Source organism: Pseudomonas sp. (genome assembly GCF_017744435.1).
Taxonomy (GTDB): Bacteria; Pseudomonadota; Gammaproteobacteria; order Pseudomonadales; family Pseudomonadaceae; genus Aquipseudomonas.
The window spans coordinates 61301-78000 of the sequence record NZ_JAGIBG010000025.1 but is presented as its reverse complement, the minus strand read 5'-3'; the positions used below and the strand labels follow the sequence as shown (position 1 = coordinate 78000).

Annotated in this window: 18 protein-coding genes; 4 read left to right on the top strand and 14 right to left on the bottom strand. The window is 63.4% G+C overall.

What is annotated here, in order from left to right:
- Positions 1-192 precede the first annotated feature (192 nt).
- Positions 193-456: a DUF3077 domain-containing protein gene (locus J7573_RS17410; RefSeq protein ID WP_294337831.1), complete on the top strand. Its 264-nt coding sequence runs from the start codon at positions 193-195 to the stop codon at positions 454-456.
- A 33-nt stretch (positions 457-489) separates the two neighbouring features.
- Here J7573_RS17410 and recJ read toward each other — a convergent pair whose 3' ends face one another.
- Positions 490-2199, bottom strand: a complete 1710-nt coding sequence (gene recJ, locus J7573_RS17405; protein WP_294337828.1) for a single-stranded-DNA-specific exonuclease RecJ — start codon at positions 2197-2199, stop codon at positions 490-492.
- Between the two features lie 8 nt (positions 2200-2207).
- Positions 2208-2750 carry a YaeQ family protein gene (locus J7573_RS17400; protein WP_103445451.1) on the bottom strand — a complete coding sequence of 181 codons (543 nt, stop codon included), beginning with the start codon at positions 2748-2750 and terminating at the stop codon, positions 2208-2210.
- A gap of 133 nt (positions 2751-2883) precedes the next feature.
- On the opposite strand from J7573_RS17400, the gene J7573_RS17395 reads away from it, so the two are divergent.
- Together J7573_RS17395 and J7573_RS17390 are read left to right on the top strand one after the other, a co-directional pair.
- Positions 2884-4083 carry a CaiB/BaiF CoA-transferase family protein gene (locus J7573_RS17395; RefSeq protein WP_294337825.1) on the top strand — a complete coding sequence of 400 codons (1200 nt, stop codon included), beginning with the start codon at positions 2884-2886 and terminating at the stop codon, positions 4081-4083.
- Between the two features lie 11 nt (positions 4084-4094).
- Positions 4095-4952 carry a TIGR02285 family protein gene (locus tag J7573_RS17390; RefSeq protein WP_294337823.1) on the top strand — a complete coding sequence of 286 codons (858 nt, stop codon included), beginning with the start codon at positions 4095-4097 and terminating at the stop codon, positions 4950-4952.
- A 123-nt stretch (positions 4953-5075) separates the two neighbouring features.
- On the opposite strand, the gene J7573_RS17385 is transcribed toward J7573_RS17390, so the two are convergent.
- From J7573_RS17385 to xerD, 6 genes are all read right to left on the bottom strand, one after another.
- Positions 5076-5372 carry a DUF3509 domain-containing protein gene (locus J7573_RS17385; protein WP_294337820.1) on the bottom strand — a complete coding sequence of 99 codons (297 nt, stop codon included), beginning with the start codon at positions 5370-5372 and terminating at the stop codon, positions 5076-5078.
- Positions 5373-5450: 78 nt separating this feature from the next.
- Positions 5451-5840, bottom strand: a complete 390-nt coding sequence (locus tag J7573_RS17380; RefSeq protein ID WP_294337819.1) for a histidine kinase — start codon at positions 5838-5840, stop codon at positions 5451-5453.
- A gap of 131 nt (positions 5841-5971) precedes the next feature.
- Positions 5972-7381: a threonine synthase gene (gene thrC, locus J7573_RS17375; RefSeq protein WP_294337817.1), complete on the bottom strand. Its 1410-nt coding sequence runs from the start codon at positions 7379-7381 to the stop codon at positions 5972-5974.
- A 49-nt stretch (positions 7382-7430) separates the two neighbouring features.
- Positions 7431-8735, bottom strand: a complete 1305-nt coding sequence (locus tag J7573_RS17370; protein ID WP_294337815.1) for a homoserine dehydrogenase — start codon at positions 8733-8735, stop codon at positions 7431-7433.
- Between the two features lie 82 nt (positions 8736-8817).
- Entirely contained in the window at positions 8818-9576 is a 759-nt protein-coding gene (locus tag J7573_RS17365) for a thioredoxin fold domain-containing protein (RefSeq protein ID WP_294337813.1), read from the bottom strand.
- Between the two features lie 154 nt (positions 9577-9730).
- Positions 9731-10627: a site-specific tyrosine recombinase XerD gene (gene xerD, locus J7573_RS17360; protein ID WP_110639412.1), complete on the bottom strand. Its 897-nt coding sequence runs from the start codon at positions 10625-10627 to the stop codon at positions 9731-9733.
- A 68-nt stretch (positions 10628-10695) separates the two neighbouring features.
- Between xerD and J7573_RS17355 the strand changes: the two genes are divergently transcribed.
- Positions 10696-12531 carry a sodium:proton antiporter gene (locus J7573_RS17355; protein ID WP_294337807.1) on the top strand — a complete coding sequence of 612 codons (1836 nt, stop codon included), beginning with the start codon at positions 10696-10698 and terminating at the stop codon, positions 12529-12531.
- 3 nt (positions 12532-12534) lie between these two features.
- Here J7573_RS17355 and J7573_RS17350 read toward each other — a convergent pair whose 3' ends face one another.
- From J7573_RS17350 to ffh, 6 genes are all read right to left on the bottom strand, one after another.
- Positions 12535-12942 (bottom strand): acyl-CoA thioesterase, encoded by a 408-nt coding sequence (locus J7573_RS17350; RefSeq protein ID WP_103445460.1) that lies wholly within the window; start codon positions 12940-12942, stop codon positions 12535-12537.
- A 94-nt stretch (positions 12943-13036) separates the two neighbouring features.
- The gene (gene rplS, locus J7573_RS17345) at positions 13037-13387 is read right to left on the bottom strand and encodes a 50S ribosomal protein L19 (protein WP_023629812.1); all 351 of its coding nucleotides are present in this window, start codon (positions 13385-13387) and stop codon (positions 13037-13039) included.
- A gap of 42 nt (positions 13388-13429) precedes the next feature.
- The gene (gene trmD, locus J7573_RS17340; protein WP_294337781.1) at positions 13430-14182 is read right to left on the bottom strand and encodes a tRNA (guanosine(37)-N1)-methyltransferase TrmD; all 753 of its coding nucleotides are present in this window, start codon (positions 14180-14182) and stop codon (positions 13430-13432) included.
- 3 nt (positions 14183-14185) lie between these two features.
- Positions 14186-14722 (bottom strand): ribosome maturation factor RimM, encoded by a 537-nt coding sequence (rimM, locus tag J7573_RS17335; RefSeq protein ID WP_294337780.1) that lies wholly within the window; start codon positions 14720-14722, stop codon positions 14186-14188.
- A 5-nt stretch (positions 14723-14727) separates the two neighbouring features.
- The gene (gene rpsP, locus J7573_RS17330) at positions 14728-14979 is read right to left on the bottom strand and encodes a 30S ribosomal protein S16 (protein WP_027920106.1); all 252 of its coding nucleotides are present in this window, start codon (positions 14977-14979) and stop codon (positions 14728-14730) included.
- A 235-nt stretch (positions 14980-15214) separates the two neighbouring features.
- On the bottom strand, positions 15215-16591 hold the full coding sequence (gene ffh / locus J7573_RS17325) for a signal recognition particle protein (protein WP_294337774.1): 1377 nt from the start codon (positions 16589-16591) through the stop codon (positions 15215-15217).
- Positions 16592-16700: the final 109 nt, after the last annotated feature.

The window sequence follows — 16700 nt, the reverse complement described above, 5'->3', positions numbered from 1 at the left end:
GTGAATTGGGTGTTGTCTGTGGTCATCGATTCCTCTCCTGACATTTCTCGATTGCCTGTTCTGGCCTCTTCGCGGGCACGCCCGCTCCCACAGGATCATCACTGCCTTCGAAACTCGTGCAGTACCTGTGGGAGCGGGCGTGCCCGCGAAGAGGCCAGAACAGGCAATCGAGAAATGTCAGGAGAGGAATCGATGACCACAGACAACACCCAATTCACTGTCGGCAAAACCACGTTCTTCCAAGGCGAACACCAGACCCATCCCCTGTTCCGCATCGAACCCGGCATTCCCTGCCGGGATGCCCGCGAGCAGGCCTCGGAGTTGATGGGCTATGTAAGAGAGCTGACCATCATCGGCCTGATGGATGAAAAACCGATGATGATCTGGGCATCCCATTACCTGAGTGCCATGGCCAAGGCACTGATGGATGATGCCGAGTTAGGCATGAAAAGCTAAGAGCCGTGCTGGCCGGTAATGGGGCCTGTGAAGTCAGCGCGGCTCCATGTGGGCAATCATCAACTGCACACTCTCATTACCGCGAAACTCGTTCACATCCAGCTTGTACGCCAGCTCGACCCAACGCACCGTCGGGTTAGGCCACACCTCGCGGTCGATGCCAAAGGCAATGCCATCCAGCCGCACCGACCCGCACTCGCTCTTGAGCACCACCTTCAAGTGCCGCTCACCGACCACGCGTTGCTCCACCAACTGGAACACCCCATGGAATAGCGGCTCGGGGAAGTGCTGCCCCCAGGGCCCGGCATTGCGCAGGGCCTTGGCCAGATCGAGGTGGAATTCCTCCACGGCCAGGCTGCCGTCCGAGAGCAGACGACCGGTCAAATCCTCTTCTCGCAGCTGGCGCCGGACTTCTTCATCGAAGGCTTCGGCAAAGGCCGGGAAGTTGCTTTCGGGCAGGGACAGCCCCGCCGCCATGGCATGCCCGCCGAACTTGCTGATCAGCTGTGGCTGGCGCGCTGCCACCGCATCCAGTGCATCGCGAATATGGAAGCCGGGCACCGAACGCGCCGAGCCCTTGAGCATGCCGTCGCCAGCATCGGCGAAGGCGATGGTCGGCCGGTGGTAGCGCTCCTTCAGGCGCGAAGCAAGAATCCCGATCACGCCCTGGTGCCAATCGGCATCGAACAGGCACAGGCCATAAGGCATGGACTCGACCGGCAGGTCCTTGAGCTGGGCCAGCGCCTCGCGCTGCATGCCCTGCTCGATCGACTTGCGGTCCTGGTTCAGGTCATCCAGTTGCTGGGCCATGTCCTGGGCCAGGGCTTGGTCTTCGCACAGCAGGCATTCGATGCCCAGGCTCATGTCGTCCAGACGCCCGGCTGCATTGAGCCGTGGGCCGAGGATGAAACCGAGGTCGGTGGAGGTGATGCGCCGATGGTCACGCCGCGCCACTTCCAGGATGGCCTTGACGCCTGGCCGCGCGCGGCCGGCGCGGATACGCTCCAGGCCCTGGTGCACGAGGATGCGGTTGTTGGCATCCAGCGGCACCACGTCGGCGACGCTGCCCAGGGCGACCAGGTCGAGCAGCTCGCCGATGTTCGGCTGCGGCTGCGTTTCGTAACGGCCAAGGCTGCGCAGGCGAGCACGCAGCGCCATGAGCACGTAGAAGATCACCCCGACGCCGGCCAGCGACTTGCTCGGGAAGTCGCAACCAGGCTGGTTCGGGTTGACGATCGCGTCGGCATCCGGCAACTGCTGGCCAGGCAGGTGGTGGTCGGTAACCAGCACCTTGAGCCCGGCCGCCTTGGCCGCCGCTACACCTTCGACGCTGGAGATACCGTTATCGACGGTCACCAGCAAGTCCGGCTGGCGCTCAAGCGCCACCTGGACGATCTCCGGCGTCAGGCCGTAACCGTATTCGAAGCGGTTGGGCACCAGGTAATCGACATGGGCCGCACCCAGCAGACGCAGGCCGAGCATGCCGACGGTGCTGGCGGTGGCGCCGTCGGCATCGAAATCGCCGACGATAAGGATGCGCTGGCGCTGGTCGAGGGCCTCGACCAGCAGGTCCACCGCCGCCTCGATGCCCTTGAGCTGCTGGTAAGGCAGCAGGCGCGCCAGGCTCTTGTCCAGCTCGGCCTCGGATTGCACGCCGCGGGCGGCATACAGGCGTGTCAGCAAGGGTGGCAGGTTACCCAGAAATGGCAGGGTCGGCGGCAGCGGGCGAGGTTCGATACGCATGGAGTGCTTCAGCCACGCTCACCGAGCAGCCACTGCAGCTGCACTTCGTGCTGGCCACGGTCATCGGTGACGAACACGGTGCCTTCGCTGATCATCACATCCCACTTGATGGTGCGCGGCATGTCGGTGGCCAGGACTTCCAGCACCTCCTGCGGCACGGCGGCGATGCTCAGGTTCTTCAGACCCTTGACCGCGCTCACGACCTTGCCTTCCCACACCCGCAGGCTGCCGTAGGCGAGCAGGCTGGTGCGCTCGGTGCGGCGCGAGCACCAGGTCAGGCGATCGGCGTCCGGCTGGCCAACTTCGATCCAGTGCAGGATGCGGTCGTCCAGGCTCTTTTCCCACAGCGCCGCTTCATCGACATCGGACAGACCACGGCCGAACGACAGGTTCTCGTTGTACCACAGGGCATAGGCCAGCAGGCGCACGGCCATGCGTTCTTCGGTTTCCGAAGGGTGACGGGCGATGGTCTGGCGGACGTTTTCGTACACGCCACGATCAAGATCGGTCAGGTTCAGTTCGAATTTGTAGGTGGTGGACGGCTGGGCCATGGTCGAGTGGGCTTCGTGCGTAGAGAAAAGTCACCTAGTCTAACCGATCCCGCCTTTGCTTGCGCCGGAGCAGTATCGGCCGCCCCGCACGTATGCTAAAACCACGGCTCTGACCAGTTGCCACGGATGCCTCATGTCTACGCCCAGCAAACCCCTCGCCGGCCTGAAAGTCATCGAGCTCGGCACCCTGATCGCCGGGCCGTTCGCCTCGCGGATCTGCGCCGAATTCGGCGCCGAAGTGATCAAGGTCGAGTCGCCGGACGGCGGCGACCCGCTGCGCAAATGGCGCAAGCTGTACGAGGGCACGTCGCTGTGGTGGTTCGTGCAGGCGCGCAACAAGCAGTCGCTGACGCTCAACCTCAAGCACCCCGAAGGCCGTGAAGTGCTCAAGCGCCTGCTCGGCGAGGCCGACATCCTGATCGAGAACTTCCGCCCCGGCGTACTGGAGAAGCTCGGCCTGGGCTGGGACGTACTGCACGCCCTCAACCCGCGCCTGGTGATGGTGCGCCTGTCCGGCTTTGGCCAGACCGGGCCGATGAAGGACCAGCCGGGTTTCGGCGCCGTCGGTGAATCGATGGGCGGGCTGCGTTACATCACCGGCTTCGACGACCGCCCGCCTGTGCGCACCGGGATTTCCATCGGTGATTCGATCGCGGCGCTGTGGGGCGTGATTGGTGCGCTGATGGCGCTGCGTCATCGCGAAGTCAACGGCGGCCAGGGCCAGGTGGTGGACGTGGCGCTGTACGAGGCGATCTTCGCCATGATGGAAAGCATGGTCCCTGAGTTCGACGTGTTCGGTTTCATCCGCGAGCGTACCGGCAACATCATGCCGGGTATCACACCCTCCTCCATCCACACCAGCGCCGACGGCAAGCATGTGCAGATCGGCGCCAACGGTGACGCCATCTTCAAGCGCTTCATGCAGGCCATCGGCCGCACCGACCTGGCCGACGACCCAAGCCTGGCCAGCAATGATGGCCGCGATGCCCGGCGCGACGAGCTGTACGGGGTGATCGACCGCTGGGCCAACAGCCTGCCGCTGGACCAGTTGATACAGGTGCTCACCGACGCCGAAGTGCCGGCCAGCCGGATCTACTCGGCCGAGGACATGTTCAGCGACCCGCAGTACCTGGCCCGCGAGATGTTCCTGCAGGCGCGCCTGCCGGACGGCAAGCCGTTCAAGATGCCGGGCATCGTCCCCAAGCTCTCGGATACCCCAGGTTCTGCCGAATGGGTTGGCCCGACGCTGGGTGAACATACCGATAGCGTGCTGACTTCCCTGGGCTATGACCAGGCGGCGATCGCCAGCCTGCGCCAGGCAGGCACAGTCTGAGGCTGCTGCTGATGCGCTCTCTGGCCCTGTACTGCGCGCTGCTGCTTGCCCTGCTGATGGCTCCGGCGCAGGCCAAGGAGCGCCTGCTGTGGCTGGTGCGCGACCTGCCGCCTTTCACCGTGTTCGAAGGTACGGAGAAAGGCCAGGGGGTGATCGACCAGATGCTGCCGCTGCTGATCGAGCAAATGCCCGAGTACGAGCACAGCATCGTCCGGGTCAACCGTGCACGCGGCATTCAGATGCTCCAGGACCCGACCAGCTTTACCTGCGATCCGACCCTGCTGTGGACTGCCGAGCGTGCAAAGTTCGTGTACTTCTCGCAACCGACGCTCGGCGTGCTGAGCAGCGGTGTGGTGGTGCGCAAGACCGGGCAGGCTATGCTGGCGCCCTACCTCGACGGCCAGCAGGTCGACCTCAAAGGCCTGCTCGGCAATACCCGGCTGAAGCTGGGCATCGTCGCCGAGCGCAGCTACAGCAGCCAGGTCGACGAGATCCTGCGCCAGTTGCCCGATTCGGCGTTCAGCCGCCACTACGGCAACGATGCCACCGCCAACCTGCTGCAGATGCAACAGCTCGGGCGTCTGCAACTGGTGCTGGGCTACTGGCCTGAAGTGCGCTACCTGATTCAGCAGCATGGCGGCTCGCCGGCAGATTATCAGTTCCATCCGATCCAGGGCGTGAACCGCTACCAGTTCCTGCACGTAGGCTGCTCGGACACGCCACTGGGCCGCGCCGCCATCAGCCACATCGACCGGTTGCTACCGGCCCTGCGCCTGAATACCCTGCCCGCCCTCTATGCTCACTGGCTTGACCCCGAGCTGCGCACAACCTACCTGGAAGAGAGCAAGCACTTCTTCGAAAACCGCTAGGCAGCGCACAAAAGAAACCCCGGACGCTGGGGAAGACGCCCGGGGCCAATCGAAAGCCCTCATGGACTTCCCGCGACAACCTGCCAGTACCGGAGCTGTGCACTGGCCGGCTGCCCTTGTTGATTAGGATAGGCCTCTCAGGCCAAAGGTTCCCCGCGGCTGCTGGCGCTGTTGCAATGCCGCGATCACACAGGGCTGCAAACGCCCTTCGACAATCTGCAGGTCACGGTGCAGGCCGTCTACCAGGTCGATCAACAGGCTTTGCTCCTGCAACTGGCGCTGGCTGACCGTACGGCGCAAGGCCGTGCCGCCGAGGCTGTCGAACACGGTCAATTGGCGGTTACCGCTGGCATCCGTGGCATCTAGCCTGGCCTGGTAGGGGGTAAGGGCGTCGTTGAGCAGTCTGCAGATTCTTTCCATCCGGATCACTCGCTTGTAATGGGACATGAAGGAACTGACCAGCAAGCGCGGCGAAAAGTTCGCTACGCCACGGCTGTGCTAGTGAGCATGCGTGGGCGACGTGACAGTTTGAATACGTTGCAGAGCTTGCTGCCAGCGCCCGACCGGCAGGGGCCAAGGTAGGTCGGCAAGGACCCACAGGCCTTGGCGCCGGGCTTCATGGGCAAGGTTCGGGCTGCCTGTGCTGGCATGGCCGACGAACAGCACGGCACGTGTGCAACAGGCCCGTTCGAGCAGGGCCAGGCCATCGCTCACGGCGTGCTCGAGGATCAGCAGGTCAGCATGCGGTTCACGGGCCAGGCAGGTGTCGAGGTCGGCCAGGTCATGGGTGACGCGCACGTTGAACAGGCCCTGGGCGTTGCAGGCCTGGTGCAGGAGGATCTGGTGGGATGGGCGTGCTGGGTGGATCAACACGTAGGGCTGTCGCATGTGCCGCTCCTTGGGGGAAGGACCGGTCACTCTAGGCAAGGCCTCCAAAGCCTTACATAGGACAATTCCGAGAAAGGTATAGGACGACTCTGAAATCTGGGGCTGCATTGCAGCCCCAGATGCCAATGCAATTACAGAGGCTTGCCGCGATTACCATGCTGGCTGACAAAGGCTTGAACGGCCTTCAGGTCATTGGCCAGCACGGTGCAACGCTCTTCACGGCTGAACAGGTCGCTCAGGTGCGCCGGCAGCTCCAGTGCCTTGCCGACACCGGCCTTCTCCACCGCGTCCGGGAACTTGACCGGATGCGCGGTACCCAGTACCACCATCGGCGTGTCCAGGCTGCGGCGGCATTCGCGGGCGGCCTTGACGCCGATCGCGGTGTGCGGGTCGAGCACTTCACCGGTGGCAGCAAACACCTCGGCGATGGTCTCGCAGGTCTGCTCGTCGCTGACCGCCAGCGAATCGAACAGCTTGCGCGCTTCGGTCCAGCGGTCCTGCTCGACGCTGAAGCCGCCACCCTGCTTGAAGGTCGCCATCAGCTCGGCCAGCGCGGCGCCGTTGCGGCCGTGCAGGTCGAACAGCAGGCGCTCGAAGTTGGACGACACCATGATGTCCATGGACGGCGACAGGGTCGCGTGCAGGGTTTCCTTGACGTACTGGTTGCCGCTCATGAAGCGGTGCAGGATGTCGTTGCGGTTGGTGGCGACGATCAGCTGGCTGACCGGCAGGCCCATGTTGCGCGCCAGGTAACCGGCGAAGATGTCGCCGAAGTTGCCGGTCGGTACCGAGAACGCCACCGAACGGGCCGGGCCGCCCAGCTGCAGGGCCGCGTGGAAGTAGTAGACGATCTGGGCCATGATCCGCGCCCAGTTGATCGAGTTGACCGCAACCAGGCGGGTGCCCTTGAGGAACGACTGGTCGGCGAAGCTGGCCTTGACCATTTCCTGGCAGTCATCGAAGTTGCCTTCGATGGCGATGTTATGGACGTTGTCGCCGAACAGCGTGGTCATCTGCCGGCGCTGCACTTCCGACACACGCTGGTGCGGGTGCAGGATGAAGATATCGACGTTTTCGCAGCTGCGGCAGCCTTCGATGGCGGCGGAGCCGGTGTCACCGCTGGTGGCACCGATGATCACCACGCGCTCGTTGCGCTTGGCCAGCACGTGGTCGAGCAGACGACCGAGCAGTTGCAGGGCGAAGTCCTTGAAGGCCAGGGTCGGGCCGTGGAACAGCTCCAGCACCCACTCGTTGCTGTTCAGCTGGCGCAGCGGGGCAACAGCGGCGTGGGCGAACTCGCCGTAGGTTTCTTCGAGGATCTTCTTGAAGTCGGCGTCAGCGATGCTGCCTTCGACGAACGGGCGCATCACCCGGAAGGCCAGCTCGTGGTACGGCAGGCCGGCCCAGGAGGCGATTTCTTCCTGGGTAAAGCGAGGCAGGTTTTCAGGGACGTACAGGCCGCCGTCGCTGGCCAGGCCAGCCAGCAGCACGTCTTCGAAATTCAGGGCAGGAGCCTGGCCGCGGGTACTGATATAGCGCATGGGTGCAAACCTTCAATGCTAGGGCCGCGCGAGCGGCCCGATTGGCAAATTAATTCAGCTGTTCGACGCGGATGCGCACGACCTTGCCGACCACGTCCTGCAGGGCTTCCAGGGCGACGATGGCGTCGTTGATGCGCTGTTCGACCACACCGTGGGTCAGCAGGATCATCGGCACCAGGCCGTCCTGCTCCTCGGCTTCCTTCTGCATGATCGACTCGATGTTGATGCCGCGCACCGACAGGATGCTCGCCACCTGGGCCAGCACGCCCGGGTGGTCCTTGGCCTGGATGCGCAGGTAATAGGCGCTTTCGCAGGCTTCGATCGGCAGGATCGGGTGGGCCGACAGCGAGTCCGGCTGGAAGGCCAGGTGCGGCACGCGGTTTTCCGGGTCGGAGGTCATGGCACGGACCACGTCGACCAGGTCACCCACCACCGACGAAGCGGTCGGCTCCATGCCGGCGCCTGCACCGTAGTAGAGGGTGGAACCGGCGGCGTCGCCATTGACCATGACCGCGTTCATCACGCCATTGACGTTGGCGATCAGGCGGTCGGCCGGGATCAGCGTCGGGTGCACGCGCAGCTCGATGCCGTCGGCAGTGCGGCGGGCCACACCCAGGTGCTTGATGCGGTAGCCCAGCGCTTCGGCGTAGTTCACGTCAGCGGTGGTCAGCTGGGTGATGCCTTCGGTGTAGGCCTTGTCGAACTGCAGCGGGATACCAAAGGCGATGGACGCCAGGATGGTCAGCTTGTGCGCGGCATCGATGCCTTCGACGTCGAAGGTCGGGTCGGCCTCGGCATAGCCCAGCGCCTGGGCTTCGGCCAGCACGTCGGGGAAGGCGCGGCCTTTCTCGCGCATTTCGGTGAGGATGAAGTTGCCGGTGCCGTTGATGATGCCGGCCAGCCAGTTGATGCGGTTAGCCGACAGGCCTTCACGGATCGCCTTGATCACCGGGATACCGCCGGCCACTGCGGCCTCGAAGGCAACGATGACGCCCTTCTCGCGGGCCTTGGCGAAGATCTCGTTACCGTGCACGGCAATCAGCGCCTTGTTGGCGGTCACCACGTGCTTGCCGTTCTCGATCGCCTTGAGCACCAGGTCACGCGCCACGGTGTAGCCACCGATCAACTCGATGACAATGTCGATTTCCGGGTTGCTCGCAACTTCGAATACGTCAGCGGTAATGGGGGTACCGGTAATCTGGCAGTTCGGGTTCTGCGAGCGCATGGCAATCTGTGCCACTTCAATACCGCGCCCGGCACGGCGGGCAATCTCCTCGGCGTTGCGCTGAAGTACATTGAAGGTTCCGCCACCGACGGTCCCCAACCCACAGATGCCTACTTTGACCGGTTTCACTGTGAACTCCCCATTGAACGGCCGGCGCCTTCACCGACCGTGAAACATGCCGTCACCCCATGACGACGGCGTATTGAATTGATTACTTGGCGGCCTGCTGCTGGCCATCCAGGGCCAGTTTGGCCACTTGCGGTGCCGGCTGGTAACCCGGAATCACATGGCCGTTCTCGAGCACGATGGCCGGCGTGCCATTGACGCCGATCTGCTGGCCCAGTTGGAACTGCTTGCCGACCGGGTTGGCGCACTTGGCGGCCTTGATTTCCTTGCCTTCGACCATCTTGTCCATCGCCGCGCGGCGGTCGCTGGAGCACCAGACGGCCTGCAGCTGCTCGTCACCTGGCGAACCGAGGCCCTGGCGCGGGAAGGCGACATAGCGCACTTCGATACCGCGGCGGTTGAGCTCCGGCACTTCGGCGTGCAGTTTGTGGCAGTACGGGCAGGTGGTGTCGGTGAAGACGGTGATGTGCGACTTGGTCTCGCCCTTGGCAGGATAAACAACGGTCTCGGCGGCTGGAATGCCGTTGATCAGCTTGGCGACGCCCTGACGCTCGGTTTTCTCGGTCAGGTTGACCGGCTTGCCATCTTTCAGCTGGTACAGGTAGCCCTGCATGACGTACTGGCCATCGGCACTGGCATACAGCACACGACCGCCCTGCAGCTTGACTTCATAGAGGCCATTGAGCGGGCTGCTGCCGACGCTTTCCACCGGCACTTCAAGTTCGAGGTTCTGCAACGACTTGCGGATGGCCTGCTCGGCGCTGGCATTGCTGTCAGCCGCGGCAACGGCAAAGGTACTGGCCAGCGCCAAAACGGCGGCGGCGAAAATCTGGGTCACGCGCATGGGGAACTCCTGGAGGCGGACAGGGGCCGGGGGACGTCACCTGCAAAAAAATCGCGGCGACCGTGCGGCCTTTGATGCAAACCGCCCAAGCCTACCACATCACGCTGCTGATGAAGGGGCCTGCAAGGACCAGTCGGCGGAACATGAAAAACATTCATCCACGCGGATGGTGCTGGGCGTGCAATTGCTGAAGGCGCGCCTTGGCCACGTGGGTGTAGATCTGCGTGGTCGACAGGTCGCTGTGGCCCAGCAGCATCTGCACCACGCGCAAGTCGGCGCCGTGGTTGAGCAGGTGCGTGGCAAAGGCGTGGCGCAGGGTATGCGGCGACAGCGGCTTGTCGATACAGGCCACCCGCGCCTGGTGCTTGATGCGGTGCCAGAATGTCTGGCGAGTCATCTGCTCGCCGCGCTGGCTGGGGAACAGCACATCGCTGGGGCGGCCATTGAGCAGTTCGGCGCGGCCGTCACGCAGGTAGCGCTCCAGCCACACCACCGCCTCCTCACCCATCGGCACCAGGCGCTCCTTGCTGCCCTTGCCCATCACCCGCAGCACGCCCTGGCGCAGGTTGACCTGGTCGAGGGTCAGGCTGACCAGTTCGGTCACGCGCAAGCCACAGGCGTAAAGCACTTCGAGCATGGCGCGGTCGCGCTGGCCGATGGCTTCGCCCAGGTCCGGCGCCTGCAGCAGCGCTTCGACGTCGGCCTCCGACAGGGATTTGGGCAAAGGCCGACCCAATTGCGGCATATCGACCTGTAGGGTCGGGTCGACAGCGACCAGTTTTTCCCGCAGCAGGTAACGGAAGAAGCCGCGCAGGCCGGAAAGAAAGCGCGCAGTGGAACGTGGCTTGTAGCCCTGGTCGAGACGCCAGGCCAGGTGATCCAGGATCAGTTCGCGACCGGCGTCCGGCAAACTCACCGAATGCTCCTGCAACCAGCCGTTGAACAGCGCCAGGTCACTGCGATAGGAGACACGGGTGTTGTCTGACAGGCCTTTCTCAAGCCACAGGGCGTCGAGGAACTGGTCGATCAGGGGGTGGTCGAGGGCAGGCATGAAAACTCGGTGGCAAACGACGAAATGGCGCTTAGTCTTTCATAACAACGCCGGCATAGGGAGCCCGCATGAGCGAACAGCAGATCCTTCTGAGCGTGGGCGGCATCGGTGCGGCTGCGCTTGCCTGCCAGTGGCTGGCCTGGCGCCTGAAACTGCCCGCCATCCTGTTCCTGCTGCTGTGCGGGATCGGCGCCGGCCCCGTGCTTGGCTGGCTGTCGCCCGAAGCGCTGTTCGGCCCGCTGCTGATGCCCCTGGTGTCGCTGGCCGTGGCATTGATCCTGTTCGAAGGCAGCCTGACCCTGCATATCTCGCAGTGGCGGGAGATCGGCAGCGTGGTGCATCGCCTGGTCACGCTCGGGGCGCTGACCACCTGGCTGGTGATCGCCCTGGCCACCCACTGGCTGCTGGCGTTCGAATGGCCCCTGGCAATCCTGTTCGGCGCCCTGACCCTGGTGACCGGGCCCACGGTGATCGTGCCCATGCTGCGCGTGGTCCGGCCGAATGCGACGATCGCCAACATCCTGCGCTGGGAAGGCATCGTCATCGACCCGATCGGCGCACTGCTGGCCGTGGTGGTCTACAGCTTCATCATCGCCAGCGGCGACGGCCTGAGCCAGAGCCTGATCACCTTCGCCGCAGTGATCCTGTGCGGTTGCGCACTGGGTGCAGCCGGTGGCTGGCTGCTGGGGCAGGTGATGCGCGAGCAGTGGCTCCCGGAATACCTGCACAACCTGGCGTCCCTGGCTGCGGTGCTGGGCATCTTCATAGCTGCCAACCTGATCGTCCACGAGTCCGGGCTGCTGGCGGTGACGGTGATGGGCATGTGGCTGGCCAACATGCGCGGGGTCGATGTGCGGCAGATCCTGCACTTCAAGGAGAACCTCAGCGTCCTGTTGATTTCCGGGCTGTTCATCCTGCTCGCCGCCCGCCTCGACCTGCATGCCCTGCTGTCCCTGGGCCCGGCGGTGCTCGCCTTGCTGTTGGTGATTCAGTTGCTGGCAAGGCCGCTGAATGTGCTGGTGTCCACTGCCGGCTCTGCGTTGAACTGGCGCGAACGCGCCCTGCTGGCCTGGATAGCACCGCGCGGCATCGTCGCCGCTGCGGTGTCGGCGGTGTTTGCCATCCGCCTGGACCAGGCAGGTCACTCTTCGGCCTTGTTGCTGGTGCCGCTGACCTTCGCCGTGATCATCGGTACGGTCGTACTGCAGAGCGCTACTGCCCGCCCACTGGCGCGCTTGCTCAAGATTGCAGAGCCTGCGCCCAGCGGCTTTCTGCTGGTGGGCGCCAACCCGCCAGCGCGCGCGCTGGCCAAAGCCTTGCAGCAGCTCGGCTGCCGCGTCCTGCTGACCGATTCGAGCTGGGAGAACATCCGGGCCGCGCGCATGGATGGCCTGCCAACCTACTTTGGCAACCCGGCGTCGCAGCACGCCGACGCGCATCTGGACCTGGTGGGCCTAGGCCATCTGCTGGGGCTCTCGCCCGCCGGCGAACTCAATGCACTGGCGTGCGCACGGTTTCGCCATGATTTCGGCCACAAGCGGCTGTTCGTGCTGGCCAGCGGGCTGGAGAACCGGCGCAGTGACAAGCATCGGGCCAGCGAAGAACACCGGGGGCAGTTGCTGGGTTCAAGCCCCATGACCTATCTGCAACTGGCCAACCGCCTGCTTGCGGGGGGCGAAATGTTCAGCACCACGCTCACCGAAGCCTTCGGCTGGCAGCAGTACCTGGAGCTGCATGGCGACCGTGCGACCTTGCTGTTCGCCCGCGATCCCCACGGCTGGGTGCATGTCGCCTGCCCGGACGCCGCGCTCCCCCCCCAGTCAGGCTGGACGCTGGTGTCACTGATCGACCCGGAACCGCAAACGCCGCAGGCAGCAACCGACAAGGCGCTGGCCGACCCGTGAGGGTCAATTGCCGGGCAGTACCGGCACCGGGCGCTTGTCCTCGTCGATGGCGACAAAGCTGAACACCCCGTGGATCGCCCGCTCGCGGCCATCCAGGTACATGTTCTCGACGAACACATCCACCTGCACCTGCAGGCTGGTGTTGCCGACCTTGACCACCGTACCCACCAGTTCGACGATCGAGCCTGCCGGGATCGGGTGCTTGAAGTCGATGCGGTCGGTGGACACGGTCACCAGCGGCAGCCGGCAGAAGCGTGTGGCGGCAATGAACGACACTTCGTCCATCCAGGCCAACGCGGTGCCGCCGAACAGGGTGTTGTGGTGGTTGGTGGTGTTGGGGAACACCGCTTTGGTCACGCGGGTCACCGACAGCTCGGTGCGGCGCTGGATTTCCTGATCTCGGCTGGTCATATCCGTCACTTTTCACAGGTTTCAGAAAGCAAAAAAGCAGCCCGAAGGCTGCTTTTTTCTCGCTAGGCGGCCTTGGCCACCGGGCAAACTGCACTCAGGACAGTTTTTCCTTGATGCGAGCGGCTTTGCCGGACAGGTCGCGCAGGTAGTACAGCTTGGCTTTACGCACGTCACCACGACGTTTCACGGCCAGGCTGTCGATCTGCGGGCTGTAGGTCTGGAAGGTACGCTCAACGCCTACGCCGCTGGAGATCTTGCGCACGGTGAAGGCGCTGTTCAGACCGCGGTTACGCTTGGCGATGACAACGCCTTCGAACGCCTGCAGACGGGAACGATCACCTTCCTTCACTTTAACCTGGACGACGATGGTGTCGCCTGGTGCGAAGGTCGGGATTTCCTTGCTCATCTGCTCGGCTTCGAGCTGCTGGATGATCTTGTTGGTCATGCTGTGCTCCTAAGATGGATACTTGATCCACCATCGATACGTTTAACTATCGTCCCGCTCGCGGAGATATTCCTCGAGCAGCTTCTTCTCTTCTCCAGAAAGCGAGCGACTTTCCAGAAGATCGGCGCGTTGTTCGAAGGTCCTACCAAGGGACTGCTTCATCCGCCATCGCCGGATATGTGCATGGTTGCCACTTAGCAACACGTCGGGAACACGCTGATCCGCATACACCTCAGGTCGGGTGTAGTGCGGGCAATCCAGCAGACCGTCGGTGAAAGAGTCTTCCTCCGCCGAGTCCACATGCCCTAAAGCTCCGGGCAGCAGCCGCGTAACCGCATCGATCAGTACCATGGCCGGCAGCTCGCCACCGGAAAGCACATAGTCACCAATCGACCACTCCTCATCGACATGAGCCTCGATAAAGCGCTCGTCGATGCCTTCATAACGACCGGCGATCAGGATCAACGATTCCTGTTCGGCCAGGCCTTTGACCGCCTGCTGAGTCAGCTTGCGGCCTTGTGGCGAAAGGTAGATCACCTTCGCCGCTGCTCCGGTCGCTTGCCTGGCGCTAACCAGGGCGTCTTCCAGAGGCTTGATTTTCATCACCATGCCCGGACCACCGCCAAACGGCCGATCATCTACCGTATGGTGACGATCTGTGGTGTAGTCCCGCGGGTTCCAGCAAGTCACCTGAAGCAACCCCTGTTTCACCGCGCGGCTGGTAATGCCGTACTCTGTGATGGCCGAGAACATCTCGGGGAACAGCGTGATGACGTCTACGCGAAGGTTACCCATCGTTTAGAAGTCCGCGTCCCATTCAACCCGCATCACGCCTGCTTCCAGGTCGATATCGAGCACGCATTGCGCCGTATAGGGCAACAGACGCTCGCGATCATCCAGGCTGCCTGCGCAGGGCTTGACCACCATTACATCGTTCGCACCGGTCTCCAACAGGTGATCGACCTTGCCGAACAGTTGTTCGTCCTGGTTGATGACCTTCAGACCCACCAACTGGTACCAGTAGTACTCGTCGGCAGCCAGGTTGGGCAAAAGGCTCCGCGGGATGCAGATTTCGTAACCGCTCAGAAGACGGGCTTCATCGCGATCATCGAGGCCTTTCAGTTTCACGACCAGGCCCTTTTGGGAGCCACGACCGCTGACCAGCTCGACCTGCTTTACCTTGCCTTCGTGCCGAAGCGTCCAGCGCGGATAATCCAACAGGTTTTCAATCGGATCGGTAAAGGAATACACCTTCACCTCGCCGCGAACGCCGTGAACCGAAAAAATCTTGCCAACGACGATGAGGTCGTCAGCCTTTTCTGGCGTCGCGTTCATACTGTTTAGGCGGCAGCCTTGGCAGCGTCCTTCAGCAGCTGAGCAACGCGCTCAGACGGCTGTGCGCCCTGGCTCAGCCAGTAGGAAACGCGCTCTTGGTTGACCGACAGCTTGACTTCGGCGCCCGATGCGATCGGGTTGAAGAAGCCTACGCGCTCAACGAAACGGCCGTCACGGGCGTTACGCGAGTTGGTCACGGTCAGGTGGTAGAATGGGCGCTTTTTCGAGCCGCCACGGGCAAGACGAATGGTTACCATGTGAACATTGTTCCTATAGTCGGTGCTGCAAATCTGAATGCCAAATAGGCACACGGGTGCCCAAAAGGCCGCATATTCTCGGGGAATACACGGACATTTGCAAATGCCTTTTTCGGCAGAGCCCTGCCCTACCGTCCAGATTTGCCGGTTAAGCCACGAAATCCGCGGCCGTTGCCCCGCCGTAGCGGGGGTTCCGGGCGCCCACCTCGATAAAGGCAAGCACCCAAAATAGGGGTTACAGCTTCGGCATGCCGCCGCCTGGCAGCATCCCGCCCAGGCCGCGCATCATCTTGGCCATGCCGCCCTTGGCGGAGAATTTCTTCATCATCTTCTGCATCTGCTTGTGCTGCTTGATCAGCCGGCCGATGTCCTGCACCTGGGTGCCGGAGCCGAGGGCGATGCGGCGCTTGCGCGAACCGCTGATCAGGTCAGGGTCGCGACGCTCAGCCGGGGTCATCGAGTTGATGATCGCTTCCATCTGCTTGAACTGCTTCTCGGCCGCGCCCTGGGCGTTGCCCATCTGCGACAGGTTGACCCCGCCGATGCTCGGCAGCTTGTCCATCAGGCCGCCCAGGCCGCCCATGTTCTTCATCTGCTGCAGCTGGTCGCGGAAGTCTTCGAGGTCGAAGCCCTTGCCCTTCTTCAGCTTCTTGGCCAGCTTGTCGGCCTTGGCCTTGTCGATGGTCTGCTCGGCCTGCTCGATCAGGCTGAGCACGTCGCCCATGCCGAGGATGCGCGACGCAACACGGTCCGGGTGGAAGGGTTCGAGGGCTTCGGTCTTCTCGCCCATACCGATGAACTTGATCGGCTTGCCAGTGATGGCGCGCACCGACAGTGCTGCACCGCCACGGGCGTCACCGTCGACCTTGGTCAGTACCACACCGGTCAGCGGCAGCGCTTCACCGAACGCCTTGGCGGTGTTGGCGGCGTCCTGGCCGGTCATGGCGTCGACCACGAACAGGGTCTCGATCGGCTTGACTGCGGCGTGCAGGGCCTTGATCTCGTCCATCATGTCGGCGTCGATGTGCAGGCGACCGGCGGTGTCGACGATGACCACGTCGATGAACTTGAGCTTGGCTTCGCGTATCGCCGCTTCGGCGATGGCCACCGGCTTCTGGCTGATGTCGGACGGGAAGAAGGTCACGCCGATGTCGTTGGCCAGGGTTTCCAGCTGCTTGATCGCCGCCGGGCGATAGACGTCGGCGGACACCACCATCACGCTCTTCTTCTTGCGCTCCTTGAGGAAGCGCGCCAGCTTGCCGGCGGTGGTGGTCTTACCGGCGCCCTGCAGGCCGGCCATCAGCACCACGGCCGGAGGTGCCGCGTTCAGGGCGAGGTCTTCGTTGGCCGCGCCCATCAGGCTTTCCAGCTCGGCCTGGACGATCTTCACGAACGCCTGGCCCGGGGTCAGGCTGCGCGAAACCTCGGTGCCGACCGCACGTTCCTTGACGCTGTAGACGAAATCCTTGACCACCGGCAGGGCAACGTCGGCCTCGAGCAGGGCCATGCGCACTTCGCGCAACGTGTCCTTGATGTTGTCTTCAGTCAGCTTGGCCTTGCCGGTGACATGGCGCAGCGTCTGTGACAGGCGGTCGGTCAGGTTTTCGAACATGGTGATCCTTTCAGGCCCAGTAAAAGCCGAGGTTTGTCAGGCGCCTGCGGGGGAAATGCACACCCGCCAGGCACAGCAAGGCGGCGATTATAACGAAGTGCGACGGCGG